This is a genomic window from Arthrobacter sp. ISL-5 (genome assembly GCF_018613835.1).
Classification (GTDB): Bacteria; Actinomycetota; Actinomycetes; order Actinomycetales; family Micrococcaceae; genus Arthrobacter.
Genome location: NZ_JAGGPM010000046.1, coordinates 1 through 23,665, shown reverse-complemented (window position 1 = coordinate 23,665; position 23,665 = coordinate 1). Strand labels below are relative to the sequence as shown.

The following is a 23,665-nucleotide window of genomic DNA, read 5'->3' as shown; positions in this document are numbered from 1 at the left end:
GGCTCAACCGGCCCCGCCGGCGGCCGCGGGCCGCAGTGTTCCGATCAGCCGGTCGAGCACGTCGGCATCTTCAATGGTGGACGGGACGACGTACTCTTCGCCGTCCGCAATTTGCCGCATGGTCTTCCGAAGGATCTTTCCGGACCTGGTCTTGGGCAGCGCCTCCACCACGGCAACCTGCTTGAAATCGGCCACCGCCCCGATGTCCCGCCGGACCAGTGCAATAAGCTCCCGCACCAGAACGGCTTCCGGCACGTCAACCCCGGCCTTGAGCACCACATAGCCGCTGGCGCGCTGGCCCTTCAGGGGGTCCGCCACACCGATAACGGCGCACTCCGCCACCGCCGGGTGCTGCCCGATGACCTGCTCCATCGATCCCGTGGACAGCCGGTGTCCGGCTACGTTAATGACGTCGTCGGTGCGCCCCATGACGAAGACATAGCCGTCCTCGTCCCGGTATCCGGAGTCACCGGTGGCGTAGCAGCCCTCAAAAGCCAGGAGGTAGGAGGAGACATACCGGTCATCGTCTCCCCATAGCGTGGTGAGGGTCCCCGGCGGCAGCGGAAGGCCCAGCACAATGTTGCCTTCCTCGCCGGCCTCCACCGTTTCGCCACTGGCATCCACGATGCTGAGGTTGAAGCCGGGCATCGGCACCGAGGGTGAACCGGGCTTGATGGGAAGGGAATCCAGGCCCCGGGGATTAGCGCAAATTGCCCAGCCTGTTTCGGTCTGCCACCAGTGGTCCACGACCGGGACGCCCAGCGCTTCAGCGGCCCAGTAGTAGGTGTCAGTGTCCAGGCGCTCACCCGCGACGAAAAGCGACTTTAGGCTGGAGGTGTCGTAGCCGGCCAGCAGGGCGGCGTCGGGATCCGCCTTGCGGATGGCACGCAGTGCAGTGGGCGCCGTGAACAACACGTTGACTTGGTGGTCCCTGATGACGCGCCAGAAAGCCCCGGCGTCGGGGGTTCCCACGGGCTTGCCCTCGTACAGCACGGTGGTGGCCCCGGCCATGAGGGGACCGTACACGATGTAGGAATGGCCCACCACCCACCCGACGTCGGACGCGGTCCACATCACGTCCCCCGGGCCGACGTCGTAGATGTTCTCCATGGTCCAGCTGAGGGCCACTGCGTGCCCGCCGTTGTCGCGGACCACACCCTTGGGACTCCCCGTGGTGCCCGAGGTGTACAGGATGTAGAGCGGGTCCGTGGCGGCGACGTCGACCGGCGCAGCTGGTTCCGCCCCGGCCATTTCACTATCCCAATCCAGCCAGCCGGGAAAGTCGGTGCGCCGGGCCTCGAAGCCGTCCCGTTCCTTGACCAGGACCGGGGTGCCTTCCACTCCGGCGATCGCGAGGGCTTCCGCGACCGCCGGAAGGTACTCCACGCGGCGGGACGGCTCTATCCCGCCGGAAGCGGTGACGACGGCCACGGGGGAAGCGTCCTTGATGCGGGCGGCCAGTTCCTTGGGGGCGAATCCGCCGAACACGACGGAGTGTATTGCGCCCAGCCGGGCCGTTGCCAGCATGGCGACGGCCGCCTCGGGAATCATGGGCATGTAGATCACCACGCGGTCCCCTTTGCCCACGCCCCGTGCCCTCAGGACGCCTGCGAACCTGGCCACGAGTCCGGTGAGCTCCGCGTAGCTGTACCGCCGCTGGCTGCCAAGCACGGCGGAATCATAGATGAGTGCGTCCTGGTCCCCGCGGCCGGCCAGGACGTGGCGGTCCAGCGCGTTGAAGGAAGTGTTGAGGACGCCGTCCGGGTACCAGCCGTAGAGCGGCGCGCGGGTCCTGTCCACGGCCTGTAGCGGGGCCCGCGACCAGGACACCCGCCCTGCGGTCTCCAGCCAGAACTCGTCCGGCTCCTCGAGGCATCGGCGGTAGGCGTCGCGGTAACTGTTGGTGACCATGAAAATTTCCTGTCCACTACGTTGTGATGCGGCCCATACTATCCCCGGCGCCGGGTGGCAGACAAGAGCTATGTATACACAGCTGGATGTTTATCGGCTATTTCTCGCCAAAAGCTAGGCTGTAAGTGGATTTATGTATACACTGAAGGCGTTCACCGACGAAGGGAGGCGAGATGCGCGCCAGCGACAGAGCGTATGCGGCACTGCGTGACGACATTATTGAATGGCGCCTCCGCCCCGGGACCGTCCTGGCGGAAGTAGAGCAGTCCGAGAGGCTGGGGATTTCCCGGACGCCCCTCCGCGAGGCCCTGAGCAGGCTAACGGCCGAAGGACTCACGACGACGGCCGGCGGCCGCGGCGTCGTCGTCACCGACATCTCACTGGAGGACATCGACGAACTCTTCGAACTCCGCGAAACGCTCGAGGGAAAGGCTGCCGCGCTGGCCGCAGAGCGGGGCGACGCCGCACTCTTCCTCCAGCTCCAGAAGGAGCTGCTCGAAGCGCCGGACCTGATCAGCGGCGCTGATCCTGCCCGCCACGAATACTACGAGCTGGTCGGCCGGCTCGATGAGGCGATCGATGCGGCCATCTCCAACTCCTACCTGGCGCAGGCCATGCGGAGCCTGCGGGTGCACCTGGTGCGCGTCCGGCGGCTGGCCGCCGACGACGCCGCCCGGCTCACCGCAGCAGCGGCCGAGCACGCGGCCATCGCCGAAGCGATAGCCGCCCGCAACCCGCGCCTGGCCGAAGCTGCCACCACCGTGCACCTGCACCGCAGTCTTTCCCACGTCAAAGCCACCCATACACCTCATTAACAAGGAGCCCCCATGGTGAAAGAACACCACGTCCGCGTGTACAAGAGCGAGGAAAACCTGCCGCGCGAGGACCAGCTGGCCCACAAGATCGCCGTGGTGGCAGCCGACCCCGTGGCAGTCACGGACGAGGTCACCGACATGGTGATCAACCGCATCATCGACAACGCCTCCGTAGCGATCGCCTCGCTGAACCGTGCCCCGATCATCGCCGCGCGGGCACAGGCCCTGACCCATGGCCCCTCGACCAACGGCAAGGGCTCGAAGGTCTTCGGCATCGGCGAGCGCGTTTCCCCCGAATGGGCGGCGTGGGCCAACGGGGTGGCGGTCCGCGAGCTGGACTACCACGACACCTTCCTGGCTGCCGACTACTCCCACCCCGGCGACAACATCCCGCCCATCCTGGCCGTGGCGCAGCACGTGGGCTCCAGCGGCCAGGACCTCATCCGCGGCATCGCCACCGGCTATGAGATCCAGGTCAACCTGGTCAAGGCCATCTGCCTGCACAAGCACAAGATTGACCACGTGGCGCACCTTGGCCCGTCGGCCGCCGCCGGCATCGGCACGCTGCTGGGGCTCGACGTCGAAACGATCTTCCAGTCGGTGGGGCAGGCACTGCATACCACCACGGCAACCCGTCAGTCCCGCAAGGGCGAGATTTCCACGTGGAAGGCCCACGCGCCGGCGTTTGCCGGCAAGATGGCGGTCGAAGCGGTTGACAGGTCCATGCGCGGCCAGACGTCCCCGGTGCCGATCTACGAGGGCGAAGACGGTGTGATCGCCTGGATGCTGGACGGCCCGGACGCCTCCTACGTGATTCCGCTCCCTGAAGCCGGCGAGGCCAAGCGCGCCATCCTGGACACCTACACCAAGGAACACTCCGCCGAGTACCAGGCCCAGGCCTGGATCGACCTGGCCCGGAAACTCCACAAGGAACACCCGGAAGCCACAGACCCGGCCAACGTGAAGTCCGTGCTGATCAGGACGAGCCACCACACGCACTACGTCATCGGCTCCGGCGCGAACGATCCGCAGAAGTACAGCCCCACCGCCAGCCGCGAAACGCTGGACCACTCCATCCCCTACATCTTCACCGTGGCCCTGCAGGACGGCTCCTGGCACCACGTGGACTCCTACTCGCCCGAACGCGCCGGCCGTCCGGACACCGTGGAGCTGTGGCAGAAGGTGTCCACGGTGGAGGATCCGGAGTGGACCCGCCGCTACCACTCCCTGGACATCTCGGAGAAGGCCTTCGGCGGCTCCGTGGAGATCACGCTGGCCGACGGCACCGTCATCACCGACGAGATTGCCGTGGCGGACGCCCACCCGCTGGGCGCCCGGCCGTTCACCCGCGAGCAGTACGTGAACAAGTTCCGCACGCTCGCAGCCGGATTGGTGGAGGACGAGGAGATAGACCGGTTCCTCGACGCCGCTGCCCGGCTTCCGCAGCTGGTCGCCGGCGAGCTGGACCAGCTGAACATCACCGCCGCACCCGGCGTCATCGACTTCAACGCCGCGCCCAAGGGGCTGTTCTAGATGCTGTATTCCAAGACCACTCCGGAGCAGAAACGCATCCGCTTCCGTGAGCTGCTCGCGTCCGGGACCATCCAGCAGTTCCCGGGAGCCTTCAATCCGCTCTCGGCCCGGCTGATCGAGGAGAAGGGTTTCGCTGGCGTCTACATCTCGGGCGCCGTGCTGGCGAACGACCTCGGCCTTCCGGACATCGGCCTCACCACCCTCACCGAGGTGGCCACCCGTGCAGGGCAGATCGCGCGCATGACCGACCTGCCCTCCATCGTGGATGCCGATACCGGCTTCGGCGAGCCGATGAACGTCGCCCGCAGTGTCCAGGAACTGGAGAACGCCGGCCTGGCCGGCTGCCACATCGAGGACCAGTTCAACCCGAAGCGTTGCGGCCACCTGGACGGCAAGAACGTGGTGGACCTGGACACCGCCACGAAACGGATCCGGGCCGCGGCAGACGCACGCCGCGATCCGAACTTCCTGATCATGGCCCGCACGGACATCCGTGCTGTGGACGGGCTCGAAGCAACGCAGGAACGGGCCAAGGCCCTGGTAGAGGCCGGCGCCGACGCCATCTTCCCGGAGGCGATGAGCGACCTCAGCGAATTCCAGGCCATCCGGGACGCGGTTGACGTGCCGATCTTGGCCAACATGACCGAGTTTGGCAAGAGCGCGCTGTTCACGGTGGACCAGCTGCAGGGCGTGGGCGTGAACATGGTGATATATCCCGTGACCCTGCTCCGTAGTGCCATGGGCGCTGCGGAGCGTACGCTGGAATCGATCAGGTCCGACGGCACCCAGGAGGCACAGGTAGAGAGCATGCTGACCCGTGCGCGGCTGTATGACCTCGTGGACTATGAGGCGTACAACCGCTTTGATACCGGAGTCTTCAATTTCAAGATTCCAGGTACCCACTGACCCCCAACCATCCCGGACTTCCGGCTTCGGCCGGCACACAGGCACAAGGAACGAAGGAGTTTCAGCATGGCTGAAAATGAGATCAAAAAGGGCCTCGCCGGCGTCGTGGTGGACTACACCGCGGTGTCCAAGGTCAATTCAGACACGAACTCGCTGCTCTACCGCGGCTACCCGGTCCAGGAACTCGCCGCCAGGTGCAGCTTCGAGGAAGTGGCCTACCTGCTCTGGAACGGCGAACTGCCCACGTCGGAGCAGCTGGCCGAGTTCACGGCAAGGGAACGGGCCGGACGTCGGCTGGATCCGGTGGTCAAACAGGTGATCGACGCCCTGCCCACCAGCTCCCACCCTATGGATGTCTGCCGGACGGCGGCGTCAGTGATGGGCGCACGGCATGAACTCGCCGAGGACTCCTCGCGCGAAGCCAACCTGGCCAAGGCCATTGATCTGTTCGCCGCGATGCCGGCCGTCGTTGCCTATGACCAGCGCCGCCGCCACGGCCAGGACCTGGTTGAGCCCCGCGACGATCTGGGTTACGACGCCAACTTCCTCTGGATGACGTTCGGCGAGGAGGCTGTCCCCGAAGTAGTCGACGCATTCAATGTCTCAATGATTTTGTACGCCGAGCACTCCTTCAACGCTTCCACGTTCACGGCACGCGTGATCACGTCCACTCTTTCGGACCTGCATTCGGCCGTGACCGGCGCCATCGGCGCCCTCAAGGGCGAGCTCCATGGCGGCGCCAACGAAGCCGTGATGCACACCTTCGACGAGATCGGCATCCGGCCGGAGGAATCCCTGGAGGACGCCGCCGCCCGGGCCAAGGTCTGGATGGAGGACGCCCTGGCCCACAAGAAGAAGGTCATGGGCTTCGGCCACCGGGTCTACAAACACGGCGACTCGCGCGTCCCCACCATGAAAGCCGCGCTGGACAAGATGATCGCCTACTACGGCCGTCCGGAACTCCTGGGTCTCTACAGCGGGCTGGAAACCGCCATGGACGAGGCCAAAGGAATCAAGCCGAACCTCGACTACCCCACCGGCCCCACCTACCACCTGATGGGCTTCGACACCGCTACCTTCACTCCTCTGTTCGTCGCCAGCCGGATCACCGGCTGGACCGCGCACATCATGGAGCAGCTGGATTCAAACTCCCTCATCCGTCCGTTGAGCGAGTACAACGGCGCGGAGGAACGGCACGTCCCGTAGCTTCCACTTCCGCAGAACACACGACGCCGGGCCGGTCGCCTTATCGGGTGCCCGGCCCGCCGTCGCCTTAATGGGGCGCTACTTCGATGGCCGCAGCTCCAGCGAGACGAGCATCCGTTTTACGTCCTGATACTCCTGCGTCTGCATATAGGCCTTCGCTTCGGCAACCGAATCGAAGGTGAGCGCCGCCGCCCGGCCGCTGGCCTCGAGCCACAACGAGTCCCCGAAGTGTGCGAAGGGAACATTGTCGGGGGCGAGGATGGTGTTGTCCAGCCCGCATGTTACGGTGCCGGGATCGAGGGGGATGTCACTCAGCGCCATTGAACCGTACACCTTGTCTGATTCGATGACCCTGAACACAAAGGCCGACGGACCGCGGGGAAACTCCCTGAGCTTCGAAGCCTTCTGCGGAATGTCCAGGACGACGGAGTCGAGTGTGGAGAACGGCTTGGGTTCCGGGCAGGCCGGACCTCCCGCGCCGTCGTAAACCAAGGACAGAGTTGCCATTGTTTTGCCGGCAGGATTCTTCACCTCAACAGTGTTGAATGCACCCAGTTGGGTCTTCTGAGGAGATTCAGATATGGTCCAGCCGGCTGGGTGTTCAAAGGTCGCCTGGCCCGTGCCGTCGGTGAAGGACGTCCACGCAACTGCTGCCGCCGGCCGGGTCGGCGTCGGAGTCGATGGCGCCGTCCGTGATGCTGCCGGCGTCGGCGATACTGCCGGTGTCGTTTCCGAAGCGGTCGGCGCAACGGGGCCGGCAGGAGCCGGCGCCGACGTCACGGGCCCGAGGTTCGTTGCCACCAGGACGCCGGCTGTCATCGCGGCCGCGGCCAGCGCAAGCCCTCCGGCTAACCGCGCCCGACGCCGCCTCCGCTCCTCGAACGGCACCAAATTGGCTGGCAGGCTGTCACTGAACAGAGGGGGCCCGGCGAGCACTCCGCGCAGGGCCGTGTCAGCGTCGGGGGCCTCCGCAGTATCGTAACGGAGCGGGTCGGCCCCGGAAATCAGCTTCTGGATCGGATCCATCTCATGCTCCCGTCTTCTGCGTGATCGACCCGGCCGCCGCCGGCATCTGCTTGCGAAATGCGGCCCGTGCACGGTGCAGGCGGACTCTCGCGGCGGATTCGCTGCACCCAAGCACACCGGCGATTTCCGCCATGCTCATCTCGTCCCAATAGGCCAGCTGAAGGATGTCGCGCTCATTCTCACGCAGTGCAGCCATCACGTCGTGGACCACCAGGTCCGCGGACTCTCCGCCCGTGCGGAGTTCCGAGGCTGACCGGAGTTTCTCCTGCAGCGCCAGCTGCCGGTCACGGCTCCGGTAAGCATTTCCGATCAGATTCCGGGCCACCGTAAAAAGCCAGGCGGTGTCCGTCCGAGCCCCGTCACCCCACTTCTGCCACGCCACGCGGAAGACGTCCGCTGCGAGCTCCTCAGCAACTTCCGCAGACTCCACGCGCCGCCGCACGAATCTGTAAACCCGCGGATAGCTTTCCTTATGAACGGCGATGAACGCCAGTTCGCGTTCCGATCCCACGCATCCCCCAAACGAAAGAAGTACGGTCCTGGTCTGGCAGGCTAAACGTATTGTTTCCGCCAGAGGACCGGCTGTTACACACCCCGCGAAGAATATTCAGCTGAGGCCACCGTCTCGTTGTCCTCGTTCAGGGTGATGACGGCCTCAACGACTCCCCCATCCACGGCAGCGGGCAGCCAGTGCTCTGCGTCCTGCCACATGCGCTCCAAAGGAAGAGCGGAGGCCGGGAACCATTCCGGAACAATCTCGGAACTCTCCACGGGGTCGCCGGCCCACCGACGAGTCGTGAAGAGCCGGGTGGACATGTTCCATTCCGGCCGGGAGGGAAAGACGAATTCGATCAGTCCGGCGTCGCGAAGGTCTTCCTCCAGAACGGTGATACCGGCTTCCTCAAAGACCTCACGGCAGGCGGCCTCGGCGTCCGTCTCCCCCGCTTCCACGTGCCCGCCCAGGCCGACGATCTTCCCGGTTCCGAATCCGGTCTTTTTCAGGCCCAGCAGAACGTCGGTTCCTTCATCCGGGCGCTCCCGGAGGAGGAAGCACAGGGTGACGGGCACAGAGGTCATGCAGACCAGCCTAGCCGCGGAACTGCTGTCACGCGGCAATCCGGAGCGACCTGTGTGCAGCTGCGGGGCGCATCGGGGCCGGCGAAGTGCCCGAAGCGCCTAGCCCAGGGCCCGGGGGTGGGCGGCGACGTAGATTTCGCGCAGCGTGTCGGCCGTCACCAAGGTGTAGACCTGTGTGGTGGTCACGGACGCGTGGCCGAGGAGCTCCTGGACCACGCGCACATCCGCCCCGCCCTCGAGCAGGTGGGTGGCGAAGGAGTGGCGAAGCGTGTGGGGGGAAACGTCCTTGGTGATGTTGGCCTTGTCCGCGGCGGCCTTCAGGATGGTCCACGCGCTTTGCCTGCTGATGCGACCTCCCCTGGCGTTAAGGAAAAGTGCCGGCGTGCCCTTGCCTTTGGCAGCCAGCAGGGGGCGGCCGCGGACCAGGTAGGCGTCTAGCGCCCGGGCTCCGTACGAACCCAGCGGAACGAGCCGCTCCTTGGAGCCCTTGCCGAACAGGCGCACGATCGCGGGCCCGTGCTCGGCATGCTGCAGCGAGATGTCGTCCACGTCCAGACCCACGGCTTCGCTGATGCGGGCACCGGTGGAGTAGAGGAATTCGAGCAGTGCCCGGTCCCGCAGGCCGGTGGCGGTGTCCGTGCCGGCCGCTTCCAAAATCCTGGTGACTTCATCCACCGTGATGGCTTTGGGCAGCCTTTTCCCGGGCATGGGCGGGTGGACATCGCTGGCCGGATCCGCCGTCGTGGTGCCTTCCAGTGCCCAGAACTTGTGCAGTCCGCGGACGGCAACCACCGTCCGGGCCGCGGACCGCACCCCGAGGGGCGTCCCGCCGTCGGAGCCGTCGGACAGTGCCTGCACGAAGCCCGTCACATGGTGGCGGGTCACATCGCCCGGGCGGCTGACGCCCTCGACGGCGAGGTAGTTCGAGTAGCGGGCCAGGTCACGGCGGTAGGCGGCGAGCGTGTTGGCGGCCAGTCCGCGTTCGACGCCCATGTGCTGGAGGTAATCCGTCACGGCACGGTCGATTGCTGTCCGCGGGCGTTCCGGGCGCGCAGGCTGCCGTGGTGCGGTTTCTCCCTGCGGTTGATCCTCTGGAGCGCCTGCCGATGGCTTCTCTGCTGCTGCCGTGCCCGCAGTCATCAGCGCTGGCTTGGATGGGCGGGCCAGGGCGCGTTCGCCGGGCGGAGGCCGCCGAAGTTCTCGGCCTTCGCCGCGGCGGCGGCGAGGATCCCGACGACGGCCGACGGGTTGTGCAGGCGGCCGTCCAGCACCGCCGCAACGGCGTCCTCGAGCGGAATCCAGTGCAGTTCGATCTCCGCTTCCTCGTCCGTGCGCACGTGGAGCTCGTGATGCGGCACCTCGCTGAGCCCGCGGGCCAGGTAGATGCGGATGGCCTCGCTGGAGGACCCGGGCGAATTGAAAAAATCCACCAGGACGTTCCACGTGCCGGCCACGAGGTCCGCCTCCTCGGCGAGTTCCCGTGCGGCGCCCGCCACGAAGTCTTCACCCTCGACGTCCAGCAGGCCCGCCGGGATTTCCCAGAGATCCATGCCCACCGGATGCCGGTACTGCTTGATCAGCAGCACCTCGCCGGCGTCGTTCATGGGCAGCACGGCGACCGCCCCCGGGTGGTCGATGTAGTCCCGGACCAGGGCATCGCCGTCGTCAGTGAGCTTGAAGCTGTCACTGACGACGTCCCAGATCCGTCCCTCGTAGACCTTTTCCGTAGACAACAGACGGCGCGGGCTCGGCGCATCCGAAACCTGCCGTGCAGCAGGGATGTTTTCAGACTTACCGGGCATCGCGCCGTCCTTACGTTGTTGCTCTGTCTACTTTGCGGTTACCGTGCGGGCGGACTGGCCGTCAGCGGCCCCGGCCTCCGCAGTTGCTGCGTCACCGGCTGTTGTCCCCGTGGGCACTGTTGTCTCGGTGGGCAGGGTGCCGTTGTCAGCGCTGCCGCTCTGGTGATCCAGGGCGGCCTTGACCAGGCCGGCGAACAGCGGGTGCGGCCGGGTGGGCCGTGAGCTCAGCTCCGGGTGGGCCTGCGTTGCCACGTAGTACGGGTGCACCTCGCGCGGCAGCTCCACGTATTCCACGAGCTTGCCGTCGGGGGACGTTCCGGAGAACACCAGGCCCTGGGCGGCAATCTGCTCGCGGTACTTGTTGTTGACCTCGTAGCGGTGGCGGTGGCGTTCGCTGACCGTGGTGGTGCCGTAGGTTTCGGCAATGACGGAACCTTCATCGAGCTTGGCTTCGTAGAGGCCCAGGCGCATGGTGCCGCCCAGGTCGCCCTTACCTTCAACGATGTCCAGCTGCTCTTCCATCGTGGCGATCACCGGATACTTGGAGTCCGGCTCGAACTCGCTCGAGGAGGCTCCCTCGAGGCCCACCACGTTGCGGGCGTACTCAATGACCATGCACTGCAGGCCCAGGCAAAGGCCCAGCACCGGCAGGCGGGATTCACGGGCGAACTTCAGCGCGCCCAGTTTGCCTTCCAGGCCGCGGATGCCGAAACCACCCGGCACGCAGATGGCGTCAACGCCCTCCAGCGACCTGACGGCGCCCTCGTGGGTTTCGCATTCGTCCGAGGGGACCCAGCGGATCTTGACCTTGGTGTCGTTGGCGAAACCGCCGGCGCGCAGCGCCTCCGTGACGGACAGGTAGGCGTCCGGCAGGTCGATGTACTTGCCCACGAGCGCGATCTCAACCTCGTGCTTGGGGTTGTGGACGGCTTCGAGCAGCTTGTCCCAGCTGGTCCAGTCAACGTCCTTGAACGGCAGATCAAGAGCGCGGACGATGTAGGAGTCCAGCCCCTGGGAGTGCAGGGTCTTGGGGATGTCGTAGATGCTGGGCGCATCGGCGGCGTTCACCACGGCGTCGATGTCGACGTCGCACATGCGGCCGATCTTTTCACGCATGGCGTCGGGGACTTCGCGGTCCGAGCGGATCACGATCGCCTCCGGCTGGATGCCGATCGAACGCAGGGCGGCAACGGAGTGCTGCGTGGGCTTGGTCTTCAGTTCCTGGGACGGGCCGATGTAGGGAACCAGGGAGACGTGCAGGAAGAAGACGTTGCCGCGGCCGACGTCCTGGCGGACCTGGCGGGCTGATTCGAGGAACGGCTGCGACTCGATGTCGCCCACAGTGCCGCCGATTTCCGTGATGATCACGTCCGGCGCGTTCTTGCCCTCGGCGGGAAGGCGCATGCGCCGCTTGATTTCGTCCGTGATGTGAGGGATGACCTGAACGGTGTCTCCCAGGTACTCGCCGCGGCGTTCCTTGGCGATAACAGTGGAGTAGATCTGGCCGGTTGTGACGTTGGCCGAACCTTCGAGGTTTTCGTCGAGAAAGCGCTCGTAATGGCCGATGTCGAGGTCCGTCTCGGCGCCGTCGTCAGTGACAAAGACCTCGCCGTGCTGGAAGGGGTTCATCGTGCCCGGATCCACGTTCAGATATGGATCGAGCTTCTGCATAGTTACAGACAAACCGCGTGCCCGCAGCAGGTGGCCGAGGCTCGAAGCCGTCAGTCCCTTGCCTAGCGAGGACGCCACACCGCCGGTGACGAAGATGTGTTTGGTCGTCTTGGACGAGCCCGGGAACCGGGAATTTACACGGGAATTTGATCGCTGCACCACGGAATTCGAGCCTATCATCAATTGAGCCTTCCACGGATCGGATAACGCATCCCCAAATGCTTCAGTCTCCCGTGTCCGCACGCCATGGGCAAGGGCGGGCACCAAACAGGCGGCCGAATCAGGCAGGCAATCAGGCGGCCGAACCAGGCGGTCAGGGATCAGGCGCGCTGCGGCAGCAGCTTGGCGTCGTCCAGCAGTTCCTGGGCGTGGGCCTGGGCCGTTTCGGAGTCCTCCTGGCCTGCGAGCATCCGGGCCAGTTCCCTGACCCGTTCCGCCTCGTCCAGGAGTTGAACATCACTGGAGGTGAATCCGGTGGCGGTGCCGCCGTCGGAGCCCCGTACGGAGGTCTTGGTCACGCGGATGTGCTGATCGGCGAAGGCCGCGACTTGGGGCAGGTGTGTGACCACCAGGACTTGCACATGCCGTGCCAGCATGGCCAGCCGCCGGCCGATCTCGACGGCGGCACGCCCGCCCACCCCGGCGTCCACCTCGTCGAAGACGAACGTGGGCACCGGATCAACGGCAGCCAGCACCACCTCGATGGCGAGCATGACGCGGGAAAGTTCACCGCCGGAGGCACCCTTGCCCAGCGGCCGCGCGGGCGCGCCGGAGTGCGGCCGGAGCAGGAAGGAAATCTCGTCCGCGCCGTGGGGCCCCAGCTGTCCCGCGGCTTCGATGGTGATCACCAGCGTGGCGTCCGCCATGGCAAGGGCCTTCAGCTCCGCACTGACCCGTGCCGACAGCTCCTTGGCCGCCTTGGCCCGGATCTTGCTGATGGCCGCTGCCTGCTTCGTAAGTTCAGCTTCGGCCCGCACCACTTCGGCGTCCAGGCTCTCGATCCGGGTGGAATCATCCTGGAGTTCGTCGAAGCGGACGCGGGCGTTTTCCGCCCAGACCAGGACCTCGTCGATGCTCGGCGCGTACTTGCGGACCAGCTTGGCCAGGGCTGCCCGCCGGTCTTCGATCTCGGCCAGCCGCTCCGGCCCCTCCGAATCCAGCCCGGCCTGGTAGCTGGCCAGTTCCGTGGCGATGTCGTTGAGCAGGAAGCCCACTTCGGCGAGGCGCGCTGCGGCCGCGCCGAGCTCCTCATCATGCTCGGCCACGTGCTCCAGCGTCCGCTTGGCCGCGTCCACGAGGGAGGTGGCATCGCCGGTCTCTGAGAAGTCTTCGGCAATGATGGCCTGATGCGCCGTGGTGGCGGCGATCCGAAGTTCCTCAACGTTGGCGAGCTTCACGGCCTCGGCCTTGAGTGCCTCGTCCTCACCGGGCTGCGGGTCCACGGCATCAATTTCCGCCAGCGCCGCCTCCAGCGACTCCGCCTCGCGCAGCCGGTCCCTGGCGGCGCTGCGGAGCGATTCGAGCTCGGCCCGGCTGGACTTCCACGAGCCGTACAGTTCCTGGAAGCTGCCCAGCGTGGCGGCGAGGTTATCCCCCGCGAACCTGTCGAGGGCTTCACGCTGCGCCGCGGATCCCTTGAGCCGGATCTGGTCCGATTGCCCGTGCACCACCACGAGCGATTCGCCGATTTCGGCCAGCACGCCCACGGGCGCGCCCCGGCCGCCCAGGAATGCCCGGCTGCGTCCGTCCGCGCCCAGGCGCCGTGCCAGCAGCAGTTCCGCGCCGCCGTCGAACTCCTCGATCTCGGCGCCAGCGTCCCGGGCGCGTGCCAGGGCGAAGTGCCCGGCGTCAAGCCGCACCACGGCTTCGGCGGAGGCGCTCTTGGCTCCGCTGCGCACGGCGCCCGCATCCGAACGCGCGCCGAGCAGCAGCCCGACGGCGGTGACCACCATGGTCTTGCCGGCACCGGTCTCGCCGGTGACCACGCTGAGCCCGGGGCCCAGCGGCAGCGTGGCGTCCGCGATGACGCCCAGATCTCGGATTCTCAGTTCTTCAAGCATGGTTCACTTCTCCGTCGGAGGATCGGATTCGTCGTCGGACGCTGCAGGGTGCTGCGCGGAGGGCGGCGTCATGGGCCGGGGCGTGCGCACTATGGGCACCGGGCCGGTATTGATGGCCTCTGACTGGGGCACGGGTCCGCGCCAGCCATGGATGGGCAGTTCAAACTTGCGGACCAGCCGCGCCGAAAACGGCGTCTGGTGGGTGCGCGCCAGCCGGACCGGGGTGGCGGACCTGGTGACTTCAACGCGGGCGCCGGGCGGCAGGTCCACCGAGCGCCGGCCGTCGCACCACAGCACGCCCTGGGCGTCCGTCCGGTTCAGCACCTCCACCGCCAGCCGGGACCGGGGCGACACCACCAAGGGCTTGGCGAACAGGGCATGGGCGCTGATGGGGACGATCAGCAGGGCTTCCACTTCCGGCCACACCACCGGGCCGCCGGCGGAGAAGGCGTAGGCGGTGGAGCCCGTGGGAGTTGCCAGCACCACGCCGTCGCAGCCGAAGGACGTCAGCGGACGCTCGTCCACTTCGGTGACCACTTCAAGCATCCGCTCCCGGTTGCCTTTTTCGATGGCGGCTTCGTTGAGGGCCCAGGTGTGCCAGATCTTGTGGCCGCGGACCCAGACCTGGACGTCGATGGTCATCCGCTCCTCCACCGTGTATTCACGGCTGGCGATCCATTCGACCGTCTGGGCGAGGTCCGCACGCTCGCTTTCGGCCAGGAAGCCGACATGGCCAAGGTTCACGCCCAGCAGCGGCACGTCCACTTCCCGCACCAGTTCCGCGGCGCGCAGGATGGTGCCGTCCCCTCCGAGCACCATGACCAGTTCGACGTCGGGCAACTGAATGTGGTCGTGCAGGATCTCGACCGGCTGCTCCAGCCGGCCGAAAAACCCTTCCATGTCGCCCAGTTCCGACTTCTGCATCACGGGGATGATGCCAAAGGCATGCAGCTGGGCGCACGCCTCCCAGGCAGCCTTCAGGGATTCTTCGCGGCCGGTGTGGGCAAGTACCAGTACACGCCTGCTCATCGGTTCCGCTCTCTAATGGTTCGGCCAGATATTTCCCAGCAACGCAGCCACGGCTGCATCCCGCTCTTCGATCTTAGGCAAGTCTTGGGCAATTCTTCGTTTTATCCACAGGAAGTATTCGACATTTCCGTCCTGCCCGGGCAAGGGGCTGGTGGCCAGTCCGCGCAGTTCAAGGCCTGCGTCGATGGCGGCTCCCGCCACTTTACCGACTGCCATCCGCCGTTCGCGCTCCGACGTGACTACGCCGGTGCGTCCCAGCCGGTCCTTGCCGATCTCGAACTGCGGCTTGACCATGAGCACGAGGTCGCCGCCGCGGCTGGTGCACGCTGCCAGGGGCGCCAGCACCAGCGTCAGGGAAATGAAGGACAGGTCCGCCACGGTCAGCTCCGCCGTGCCGCCGATCTGGTCCGGGTCCATGTAGCGGACGTTCAGCCCTTCGTGGACGGTCACGCGCGGGTCGCTTCGGAGCTGCGGCACCAGCTGGCCGTGCCCGACGTCGACCGCCACCACGTGCGCGGCGCCCCGCCGCAGCAGGACATCAGTGAAACCTCCGGTGGACGCACCCGCGTCCAGGCACCTTTTGCCGCCGACGGCGACGGCGGGGAACGCGTCAAGCGCCCCGGCAAGCTTGTGGCCGGCCCGGCTGACGTACACGTCCGTGGCGTCTTCCGCCACGGACAGCTCACGGTCATCGGCGACCTGCAGGGACGCCTTGGCGAGCACGTCGCCTGCCGACAAGACTTTGCCCTCGGCGATCAGCCGTGCGGCATGCGTCCGGGAACGCGCCAGTCCCCTGCTGACGAGCATCTGGTCAAGTCTGGCCATGGTCAGGCGGCACCGGACCCGGACGACGTGTCCTCGTTCAGCAATTCGAGCACGGCGTCATGCATGTCCGTGTAGGCGGCAGGGTGCTCGGAGACCGGGAGCCCCGGAACGTCCCTGACCCGCCGGAGGACTGCCTGGACTGCACTGTCCGATGCTGCGCTGCCGGACGGGTCGGAGTCCGGGACCGCGGCTTCTTCCGCTTCGGAGAGGAGCAGTTCGGGCCAGGCAACGTCCGGAGCGGCCTCTGGGAGGGCGTTCTGATTCAGCTCGGTCATGGCACCAGTCTATTGATCCAGCCACTCAAGCCCGGGAGCCGTCGGCTCCGCCGCATGCGGGTGGGCCGCCCACCACGCGGCGCACGCCGCACGCCACGAATCGAGGCTCGCCTTGTCACCCCTGACCCGGACGCCGTTGCCGTCCACGGACGCTGTCGCGTCGCCGCAACGGTACGTTCCGTCGTCGCCCTCCACATCCGGATAGGGCTCATACAGCCCAGTCAGGTCGTGAATGATGTACCCGGGCCGTTCGTCTGTCTTGGCGGCCAGGATGGTCTCCAAGGTGTCGACGCCGGTCAGGACCGCGACCGTGGCAAAGCCGGCCTTGTTGCCGCCCAGGATGTCCGTGTCCAGCCTGTCGCCCACCACGAGCGGCCGCTCCGCGGAAAGCCGCTTCGCAGCGGCATGGAAGAGCGGCGCCTCGGGTTTGCCTGCGACAAGGGGCCTCTGGCGTGTTGCCGCCGCGACGGCCGCCACGAGGGTGCCGTTGCCGGGCGCCATTCCGCGGGCCTGCGGAATGGACATGTCGGTGTTCGTGGCGACCCACAGAGCGCCGCCAGCCACAACATACGACGCTTCGGCCAGGTCCTTCCAGCCGATTCCCGGGTTGAAGCCTTGGACCACGGCCACCGGCTCGTCCTCGGCGCCGTGCACAGGCTTGAGCCCCACGAGCTCTATTTCGTGCGCCAGCGCCGGGCTGCCGGTGATCAGGACTGCGGCGCCCGCGGGGAGCAGCGATGCCAGCAGCTCCGCCGCGGCCTGCGAGGAGCTCACCACCTGGTGGTCTTCGGCGGGAGCGCCGAGCTCGCGCAGGTGCGCGGCCACCTGGGCCGGGGTGCGCGAGGCGTTGTTGGTCACGTAGCCGAGGCCCACGCCGATGCCGGCCAGCCGCTGCAGCGACTCGACTGCACCGGGGATGGCATGCGGGCCAGCGTAAACCACGCCGTCCAGGTCCGAGAGCAGTGCGTCGAACCGCGAAATCAGTTGAGCGTCAGTCATGGGCGCCTAGTCCTCCGAACCCTCGTGCCGGGGATCCTTGGCGGATGCCTCGCCGTCGGTGTCTTCGTCCTCATCCGGTTCCGCGGAGTCGGCGTCGGACTCGGCGTCGTCGGACTCAAAGTAGTCCGATTCGACGTCGTCGAGATTGTCATCGGTGGGCGTCCCGGCAGGCCGGTCGGGTGCCGTTTCCGCGGCCGGCGTGATGCCGGCGGCCTGTTCGGACGTGCTCCGGGCCTCCTGGGGAGCCGCATCTGCGGCGGCGTGGGCGATCAGCCGCTTGCGTTCGGCTTCCTCCCGGGCTTCCTCTTCCTCGTCCCAGCCGAGGTCGATGATGTCCGGCTCCCCGGAGAGGCCCATTCCGAGGGCCTCTTCGGCGACGGCAGCCTGCCGCTGCCACTTCTCGGATTCAGCTCCGCGGCCCACTGCCGCGAGGGCGTCCGCGTAGGCACGGAACAGGCGGGGGCTGTAGGAGAAGGCCCGGTTCATGTCCAGCTGCGGGATCTCAAGTTCGGCCACCGCGGCATCCAGCTGGCCAAGGTCGGACCGGGCGCCGGATGCGACGATTGCCAGCTCCACCTTGCCGGGAGCGTCCAGGTCCTGGGCTTCTTCCGAGCGGACGACGTCCAGGGCCCGGTCCGGGCGTCCCAGTCCGCGTTCGCAGTCCGCCATGACGGGCAGGTGGACGTTGGAGCCGCTGATCCTCCGGTACGTGCGGAACTCGCGCAGCGCCTCGCCGTAGTGTCCGGCGGCGTAGGCTGTCAGGCCCACGGCTTCGCGGACGGCGGAAAGGCGTCCGCCGCGACGGCTGGCGGCCAGTGCGTGCTGGAAGGCCAGCTCGGGCTCGTCATCGATGAGGCGGCCGGCCATGACCAGGTGGCGTGCCACCCATTCAGCGCTCTTGGCTTCGAGGGTCTTGATCTGGTGCTGCGTCGCCCGGTCCAGCTCCTTGCCTGTGACGTCCTCGTCAATTTCGGGAGAGCGTTCACGGTCCGGGCGGTTCGCGCTGCGGAGGTCGCGGGCGTTGGGCACCCGGACCGGGCGGTCTTCGGCCCTGTCGCGGCCGAACTGCCGCGGCCCTGAATCACTGCGGTCAAAACTGCGCTCGCTGCGGTCACTGCGGTCAAAACTGCGCGGGGCCCGGTCCTGCCGGTCGCCGAACGGCTTGCGGTTCTCGCCGCCGCCGAAGCTGCGGCGCTCCCCTTCGCCTTCACGGCGCGGACGGTCGCCAAAGGGCTTGCGGTCACGGTCACCGAATGGCTTACGCTCGCCGTCACGCTCGCCGCGCGGCCTGTCACCAAACGGCTTACGCTCACCCGCACCAAAGCTGCGGCGCTCACCCTCGCCATCACGACGCGGACGATCACCAAACGGCTTACGGTCACGATCGCCAAACGGCTTCTTCTCGCCGCTGTCAAAGCTGCGGCGCTCACCCTCGCCATCACGGCGCGGACGGTCACCAAACGGCATACGGTCGTCGCCGCCCGGAGCGCGGCGGGGACCGTCTGACCCGCGGCCGTCCTTGGCCCGGAATCCGCGGGGATCCCCGCCGGAGTTGTTGGTCCCCCTGAATGGGCCGCCCTGCGATCCGCGGTTACTGCCCGAGTATCCCCGGTCATTTCCTCCGCGGTTGCCGCCGTTGTGCTCAGCCATTGTGGATTCCTCCTGTAGTGAGCCGACCACTGGCGCAATTTGCAGCCGCTCTTGTCCGTGTTTTGTTGTCCTGCGCGACCCCGGGGTAAACCACCCGTCGTCCGCGTATCTTCTGCAATTCTAGGCGAGAGCAAGTCCCAGCCACTAACGGCGAGGCCGTTTGCGGGGCCGGCGTGTGAATCCTCACAACGGTTGCATGTGCAATCGGCTCCTGCATGCGATGTCCTGCCGACGGCCTCCTGGGAGCCAACTGCCGGCCCCGGTGTCCATAGGGAAATTCCAAGGAGTCGTGGCGAGACTTTCCCCCGACGGTAGCGGCTGAGGGAGAACCATGAATAAGTCACGCACAATGGCAGTGGCCGTCGCGGCGGTGGTCTTGGGAAGCGGGCTCCTTGCCCTGGTCATTTCGTATTTTGCCGAAGCCGGCGCCGGGGCGGGCTCCCTGGACCGGACAGGACCGGCGGTGGCATGGGGGCTGCCCATTACCAAACTGGTCTTCAACGCCTCGGCAGCCTGCACCGTTGGGGCGCTTGTACTGGCGCTCTTTGCGCTGCGGCCCAAGGAAAATGCGTTCCGGATGGCGCTGGACCTGGCCGGCATCTCCGCCGCGGTCTGGACGGCCGCTGCCTCGGTGATGAGCTTCCTGACATTCCACTCCCTGGCCAATCTCGAGCTGTTCTCGGACGGCTCAGGCGGCGCGTTCGTCAGTTTCCTGGCCGACGTCGACGCCGGGAGGCGGGGAGCCCTGACCATTCTGATGGCCGCGGCGGTGACGTGTCTGTGTTTCGCGGTACAGGGGCAGCGGTACGTGGCACTCGCCGCGGCGCTTGCCCTCGCCGCGTTCTTTCCCCTCGCTTTGAACTCCCATGCGGCGGGAAGCGGGACCCACCCGGACAGCACAGTCACCGTGGTGATGCACATGGGAGCCGCGGCCGTCTGGCTCGGCGGACTCACCGCCCTCGTCATACTGCGTCGGTCGCTAAGCCCGGACAGGGTCTCCACGGTGGTCCGGCGGTACTCAACCCTGGCCCTGAGTGCCTTCGTGGCACTGGCTATTACAGGGGTCCTGGCCGCGTGGGCGGGTGTTGGTTCGTTGGAAGGCCTGGCGTCGCCCTACGGAACCATCATCGCGGCCAAGTGCGTTGCCTTCGTCGTTCTGGGGGTAATGGGGGCGCTGCACCGACGGTGGGTCATCAACAGGCTGGACAGAAATCCTGCCGGGGGCGCGGTGACGTTCACTGTCCTGGCCGTCGCCGAGCTGGCGGTCATGGGTGCTGCGTCAGGAATGGCGACCGCCGTGGCCCGTACGCCGCCGCCCGCGGTCACGCGTACCGGCTTCCCGGAAGAGACACTGACGATTCCTTCGCTTGTTGATCCAGTCATCAGCTGGAAACCCGACCCGTTGTGGACGCTGGCCTGCGGTTCGGCGGTCTTCCTTTATATGGCCGGAACACGGCGGCTGCGTCAGCAGGGACGAACCTGGCCTCCGTACCGCTCAATCCTGTGGGTTCTAGGCATCGCCCTCCTCTTCACCGTTACAAGCGGAGGACTCCGCGTCCAACAGGAATACCTCATCAGCGCACACGTCTTGACTCAGATGGCCTTAATGACGGTCATTCCCCTCCTGCTGGTTCCGGCTTCGCCACTCACCTTGGCCAGCCAGGTCATTACCCGCAGGACTGACGGGACGGTCGGGGGCGCGGAAGTGCTCCGCTCCGCACTGCGGCCGTTTCTCGCCGCCACAGCGACCCCTTACGTTCCCGCCGTCGGGCTAGCTGCGGTGCTGACTGTCTTGTACTACACGCCCCTGCTGGAGTACTCATCACGCACCCAGCTCGGTTACGGAGCCATGTCCGTACTGGCGCTGCTGTCCGGTTGTCTCTTCATTGCTTCGCTGGCCGGCTCCTCCGGGGACAGCCCGGCTGCTGGCCTGGCACCCGGGCTCATGAGTATCGGCGGCGCAGCGGCCCTGTACGCCATTCATGGCTGGGCGCTGTCACAGCAGCCCGACCAACAGCCGGACAGCAGGAAGCAGGAGTGGCTGATTACGGTCCAGCAGCCATGGGACCTTTCCCTCATGGCGGCCCCGGAACCTGCCGGGGCCGCCATGTGGATCCTGGCGGCGGGCACACTGGGCGTCACGGCCCTGTTGGTCCTCCTCCAAGCACGCAGCCGCGCCATGGCGGGGCACGGGGGGCACCGTGCAATGGATCGTTCCCGGGAGCTGGTCCGATGATCAGACCGGTGGTGGTCGCCGGCGTTTGGCAGGGTTCCCAGGTTATGGGATCGCCCAAGAACGCCGCGGCCGGACGGTGCTGACCAGCCGTTCTTGGCTCCTCAGGGCCCATGTTTTCGCAAGGTTTTCGCAGGGTGGGACCTACAGTCTTCAACTAAATCAATTGGACTTTCATCAGTTCGCCGGAGGAAATCATGCCAGTTTCACGTCGTCAAGCGCTCCAGATCGGTGGGGTCGGAATTATCGGGGCCCTGGGACTCGCTGTGCCGCTGACATCGGTCAGCGCCAAGTCAGCGAGCCTGCTGGATCCGCGAAACATGCCCAAGCCCTACCAGCGGGCGCTCACCATTCCGCCGGTGCTCGCACCCAAGAGCACTGTTACCGGTGCCGACGGCAAGAAGACGCACCTCTATCAGATCGAGCAGACGGCCGGCATGGCCAGCATCGTTCCGGGTCTGAAGACGCCGATCCTGGGCTACAACGGTTCTTTCCCCGGTCCCACCATCAAGGTGAACCAGGGAGAACGGATCACGCTGGAAATGGATAACGTGCTGCCGCTCTTCCATCCGCAGTGGGGGTACCGCCTGGATACCTCGACCCACCTTCACGGTTCCGCGTCCCTGCCTCAGTTCGACGGGTACGCAAACGACATCATCGGCCGCGGGATGTGCAAGGACTACGAGTACCCCAACTTCCAGCCCGCGCGAACGCTGTGGTACCACGACCATGCCGTTCACAACACCGCACAAAGCGTGTACTCAGGCCTGGCCGGCCAGTACCACCTCCACGACGAGGTCGAGCGAAACCTGCTGCCACAGGGCCAGTTCGATGTGCCGCTGACCATTTCCGACGCCATGTTTGCCCGGAGCGGGGAGCTCGGCTACAACGACAACACCCACTCCGGGCTGTGGGGCGACGTTATCCTGGTCAACGGTGCGCCGTGGCCAGTCATGAAAGTCCAGCGCCGCATTTACCGCTTCCGCATCCTCAATGCGTCCATCTCACGCTCCTACCGGTTCCAGCTGAGCACCGGGGACCCGGTAACCATGGTTGCAACCGACGGTGGCCTGATGCCGTCCGCCCAGCAGGTCACGTCATGGCGGCAGGCAGGCGCCGAACGCTACGAGGTCCTCATTGATTTCTCCAAGTACCCCGCAGGCAAGCGCGTCGAGCTTCGGAACCTGTCGAACAAGAACAACGTCGATTACGACAACACCGGCAGGATCATGGCCTTCGACGTCACCGGCGATCCGGTCGACACGTCCGGTCCCGCCGCGAAGGTGATGCCGACGCTGCTCACCGGCAGCACGGCCATGAGCCTGACCCCGTCCCAGTCCGTCAAGACCCGCCGCATGCGCGTCAAGAGGGACAACGAAATCTGGACCATTGGCGACATGACCTGGGACGAAGTCGTCCAGAGCGGGTACAGAAAGGTCCTGGCTGACCCAGACCTCAACGACATTGAGATCTGGGAAATCGAGAACAGCTCGGGCGGATGGTTCCACCCCGTGCACATCCATTTGGTGGACTTCCAGATCCTCAGCCGCAACGGCCAGCCGCCCTTCCCCCACGAACGGGGCCCCAAGGACGTGGTGTATGTCGGTGAGGGCGAAACCGTGCGCCTTCTCATGCAGTTCGGTCCCCACCGGGGCCGGTACATGATCCACTGCCACAACCTGCCGCATGAGGACCATGACATGATGTCCCAGTTCAGCGTGGGCTATGACACCAATGATCCTGATCCCAACCATCCCATCGAAGCAGTGAAGCCGCACCCCATCGGACAGGTTCCGACGACGGGCGGGGGGACCACCCAGCCCACCGAGACTGCCGCGCCCGTGACAACGGAGCCGGCTGCACCCGTAACCACACAACCCAGCCAGACACCGGCACCGGTGACCACCGAGCCAACGACCCAAAAGGACGTTGTCACGATCACCACCGCCAGGCACCGGCTGAACAAGGACATCGCCTTCGCGGGAACGTCCACGTACACGGGCACAGCGACGGCTGCCAGCGTGGTGCTGTACGACGTCACTCCGGGCAGGGCGGCCTCCCGCATCGGGGCTGCAACGATCAACTCCCTGGGAATCTGGTCCTGGGCAACCAAGCCCGGGCCTTCGCGACAAATCACGGCAGTGAGGGCCGACTCAAGCCGCGGCGGCACAGCAACGAGCACGGTGCGCACCAGCTGAGCGTTAAATGCGGGAGAGCCCCAACCGTGTGGTTGGGGCTCTCGACCGTTTAATGGTTGTCCGGCGGTGACTGACTCTCCCAAGGCCTCGCTGCGGTGGCACCTGGCTGTGGGGGGCACGACGGCGGCCGGCCTGGTTTTCGGCGTGCGGCACGGGAGGGCGCTGGTTGAGCTTGGCCGAAACCCTCTCTCACCTTCCGCACTTTCCCACGGCGACGCTCTCTCACTTCCTGCCGGTTCATCACGGACGCTCTCTCACTTCCCGCGGGATTAGCGCGGACGCTCTCTCACTTCCTGCGGGATTATCGCGGACGCTCTCTCACTTCCCGCGGGATTTTCGCGGTCGCTCTCTCGGTTTGGCCGGTGGCGACGGCGGCGCGTTGGCGTGGGGTGCCCGGCCGGCGCCGGGGGAGGTGAGAGAGCGTGCCGTCCTGCGCGGCAGGTAGTGAG

General features: G+C 66.4%; 19 protein-coding genes. 6 read left to right on the top strand and 13 right to left on the bottom strand.

The features are described from left to right. Nucleotides 1–3: 3 nt before the first annotated feature. Nucleotides 4–1,911 carry an AMP-binding protein gene (locus J7I89_RS22380; protein ID WP_214974966.1) on the bottom strand — a complete coding sequence of 636 codons (1,908 nt, stop codon included), beginning with the start codon at nt 1,909–1,911 and terminating at the stop codon, nt 4–6. A gap of 173 nt (nt 1,912–2,084) precedes the next feature. On the opposite strand from J7I89_RS22380, the gene J7I89_RS22375 reads away from it, so the two are divergent. From J7I89_RS22375 to J7I89_RS22360, 4 genes are all read left to right on the top strand, one after another. Then, complete coding sequence (locus J7I89_RS22375) at nt 2,085–2,726, top strand: GntR family transcriptional regulator (RefSeq protein WP_214974953.1); 642 nt, start codon at nt 2,085–2,087, stop codon at nt 2,724–2,726. A 12-nt stretch (nt 2,727–2,738) separates the two neighbouring features. Next, nucleotides 2,739–4,259 (top strand): MmgE/PrpD family protein, encoded by a 1,521-nt coding sequence (locus J7I89_RS22370; RefSeq protein WP_214974950.1) that lies wholly within the window; start codon nt 2,739–2,741, stop codon nt 4,257–4,259. Continuing rightward, the gene (gene prpB / locus J7I89_RS22365) at nt 4,260–5,165 is read left to right on the top strand and encodes a methylisocitrate lyase (protein WP_214974948.1); all 906 of its coding nucleotides are present in this window, start codon (nt 4,260–4,262) and stop codon (nt 5,163–5,165) included. It begins immediately after the preceding gene. A 66-nt stretch (nt 5,166–5,231) separates the two neighbouring features. Beyond that, the gene (locus tag J7I89_RS22360) at nt 5,232–6,371 is read left to right on the top strand and encodes a bifunctional 2-methylcitrate synthase/citrate synthase (protein WP_214974946.1); all 1,140 of its coding nucleotides are present in this window, start codon (nt 5,232–5,234) and stop codon (nt 6,369–6,371) included. Nucleotides 6,372–6,449: 78 nt separating this feature from the next. Here J7I89_RS22360 and J7I89_RS22355 read toward each other — a convergent pair whose 3' ends face one another. The 12 genes from J7I89_RS22355 to J7I89_RS22300 all read right to left on the bottom strand — a co-directional run bounded on the left by J7I89_RS22355 (nt 6,450) and on the right by J7I89_RS22300 (nt 18,785). Beyond that, nucleotides 6,450–7,397: a hypothetical protein gene (locus tag J7I89_RS22355; protein WP_214974943.1), complete on the bottom strand. Its 948-nt coding sequence runs from the start codon at nt 7,395–7,397 to the stop codon at nt 6,450–6,452. Between the two features lies 1 nt (nt 7,398). Beyond that, on the bottom strand, nt 7,399–7,908 hold the full coding sequence (locus tag J7I89_RS22350; RefSeq protein ID WP_214974941.1) for an RNA polymerase sigma factor: 510 nt from the start codon (nt 7,906–7,908) through the stop codon (nt 7,399–7,401). Nucleotides 7,909–7,982: 74 nt separating this feature from the next. Further along, a complete protein-coding gene (locus J7I89_RS22345; protein ID WP_214974939.1) occupies nt 7,983–8,474 on the bottom strand; it encodes an 8-oxo-dGTP diphosphatase in 492 nt (163 codons plus the stop codon). A gap of 99 nt (nt 8,475–8,573) precedes the next feature. Then, nucleotides 8,574–9,614, bottom strand: coding sequence for a site-specific tyrosine recombinase XerD (xerD, locus tag J7I89_RS22340; RefSeq protein ID WP_214974937.1), 1,041 nt, complete (start codon nt 9,612–9,614; stop codon nt 8,574–8,576). Further along, nucleotides 9,614–10,276: an NUDIX hydrolase gene (locus J7I89_RS22335; RefSeq protein ID WP_214974935.1), complete on the bottom strand. Its 663-nt coding sequence runs from the start codon at nt 10,274–10,276 to the stop codon at nt 9,614–9,616. Before J7I89_RS22335 ends, xerD begins: the two co-directional genes overlap by 1 nt. A 27-nt stretch (nt 10,277–10,303) precedes the next feature. Next, nucleotides 10,304–12,127 (bottom strand): CTP synthase, encoded by a 1,824-nt coding sequence (locus J7I89_RS22330; RefSeq protein WP_214974933.1) that lies wholly within the window; start codon nt 12,125–12,127, stop codon nt 10,304–10,306. 140 nt (nt 12,128–12,267) lie between these two features. Next, nucleotides 12,268–14,007: a DNA repair protein RecN gene (gene recN / locus J7I89_RS22325; RefSeq protein WP_214974923.1), complete on the bottom strand. Its 1,740-nt coding sequence runs from the start codon at nt 14,005–14,007 to the stop codon at nt 12,268–12,270. Nucleotides 14,008–14,010: 3 nt separating this feature from the next. Beyond that, nucleotides 14,011–15,036, bottom strand: a complete 1,026-nt coding sequence (locus J7I89_RS22320; protein ID WP_214974920.1) for an NAD kinase — start codon at nt 15,034–15,036, stop codon at nt 14,011–14,013. A 12-nt stretch (nt 15,037–15,048) separates the two neighbouring features. Next, nucleotides 15,049–15,861 (bottom strand): TlyA family RNA methyltransferase, encoded by an 813-nt coding sequence (locus J7I89_RS22315; protein ID WP_214974918.1) that lies wholly within the window; start codon nt 15,859–15,861, stop codon nt 15,049–15,051. 2 nt (nt 15,862–15,863) lie between these two features. Beyond that, entirely contained in the window at nt 15,864–16,136 is a 273-nt protein-coding gene (locus J7I89_RS22310; protein WP_214974916.1) for a hypothetical protein, read from the bottom strand. A 9-nt stretch (nt 16,137–16,145) separates the two neighbouring features. After that, nucleotides 16,146–17,135, bottom strand: coding sequence for an HAD-IIA family hydrolase (locus J7I89_RS22305; RefSeq protein ID WP_214974914.1), 990 nt, complete (start codon nt 17,133–17,135; stop codon nt 16,146–16,148). Nucleotides 17,136–17,141: 6 nt separating this feature from the next. Further along, on the bottom strand, nt 17,142–18,785 hold the full coding sequence (locus J7I89_RS22300; protein WP_214974912.1) for a hypothetical protein: 1,644 nt from the start codon (nt 18,783–18,785) through the stop codon (nt 17,142–17,144). A 331-nt stretch (nt 18,786–19,116) separates the two neighbouring features. On the opposite strand from J7I89_RS22300, the gene J7I89_RS22295 reads away from it, so the two are divergent. Together J7I89_RS22295 and J7I89_RS22290 are read left to right on the top strand one after the other, a co-directional pair. Then, nucleotides 19,117–21,021 (top strand): cytochrome c oxidase assembly protein, encoded by a 1,905-nt coding sequence (locus J7I89_RS22295; RefSeq protein ID WP_214974910.1) that lies wholly within the window; start codon nt 19,117–19,119, stop codon nt 21,019–21,021. A gap of 194 nt (nt 21,022–21,215) precedes the next feature. Then, a complete protein-coding gene (locus J7I89_RS22290) occupies nt 21,216–23,216 on the top strand; it encodes a multicopper oxidase family protein (RefSeq protein WP_214974908.1) in 2,001 nt (666 codons plus the stop codon). Nucleotides 23,217–23,665: the final 449 nt, after the last annotated feature.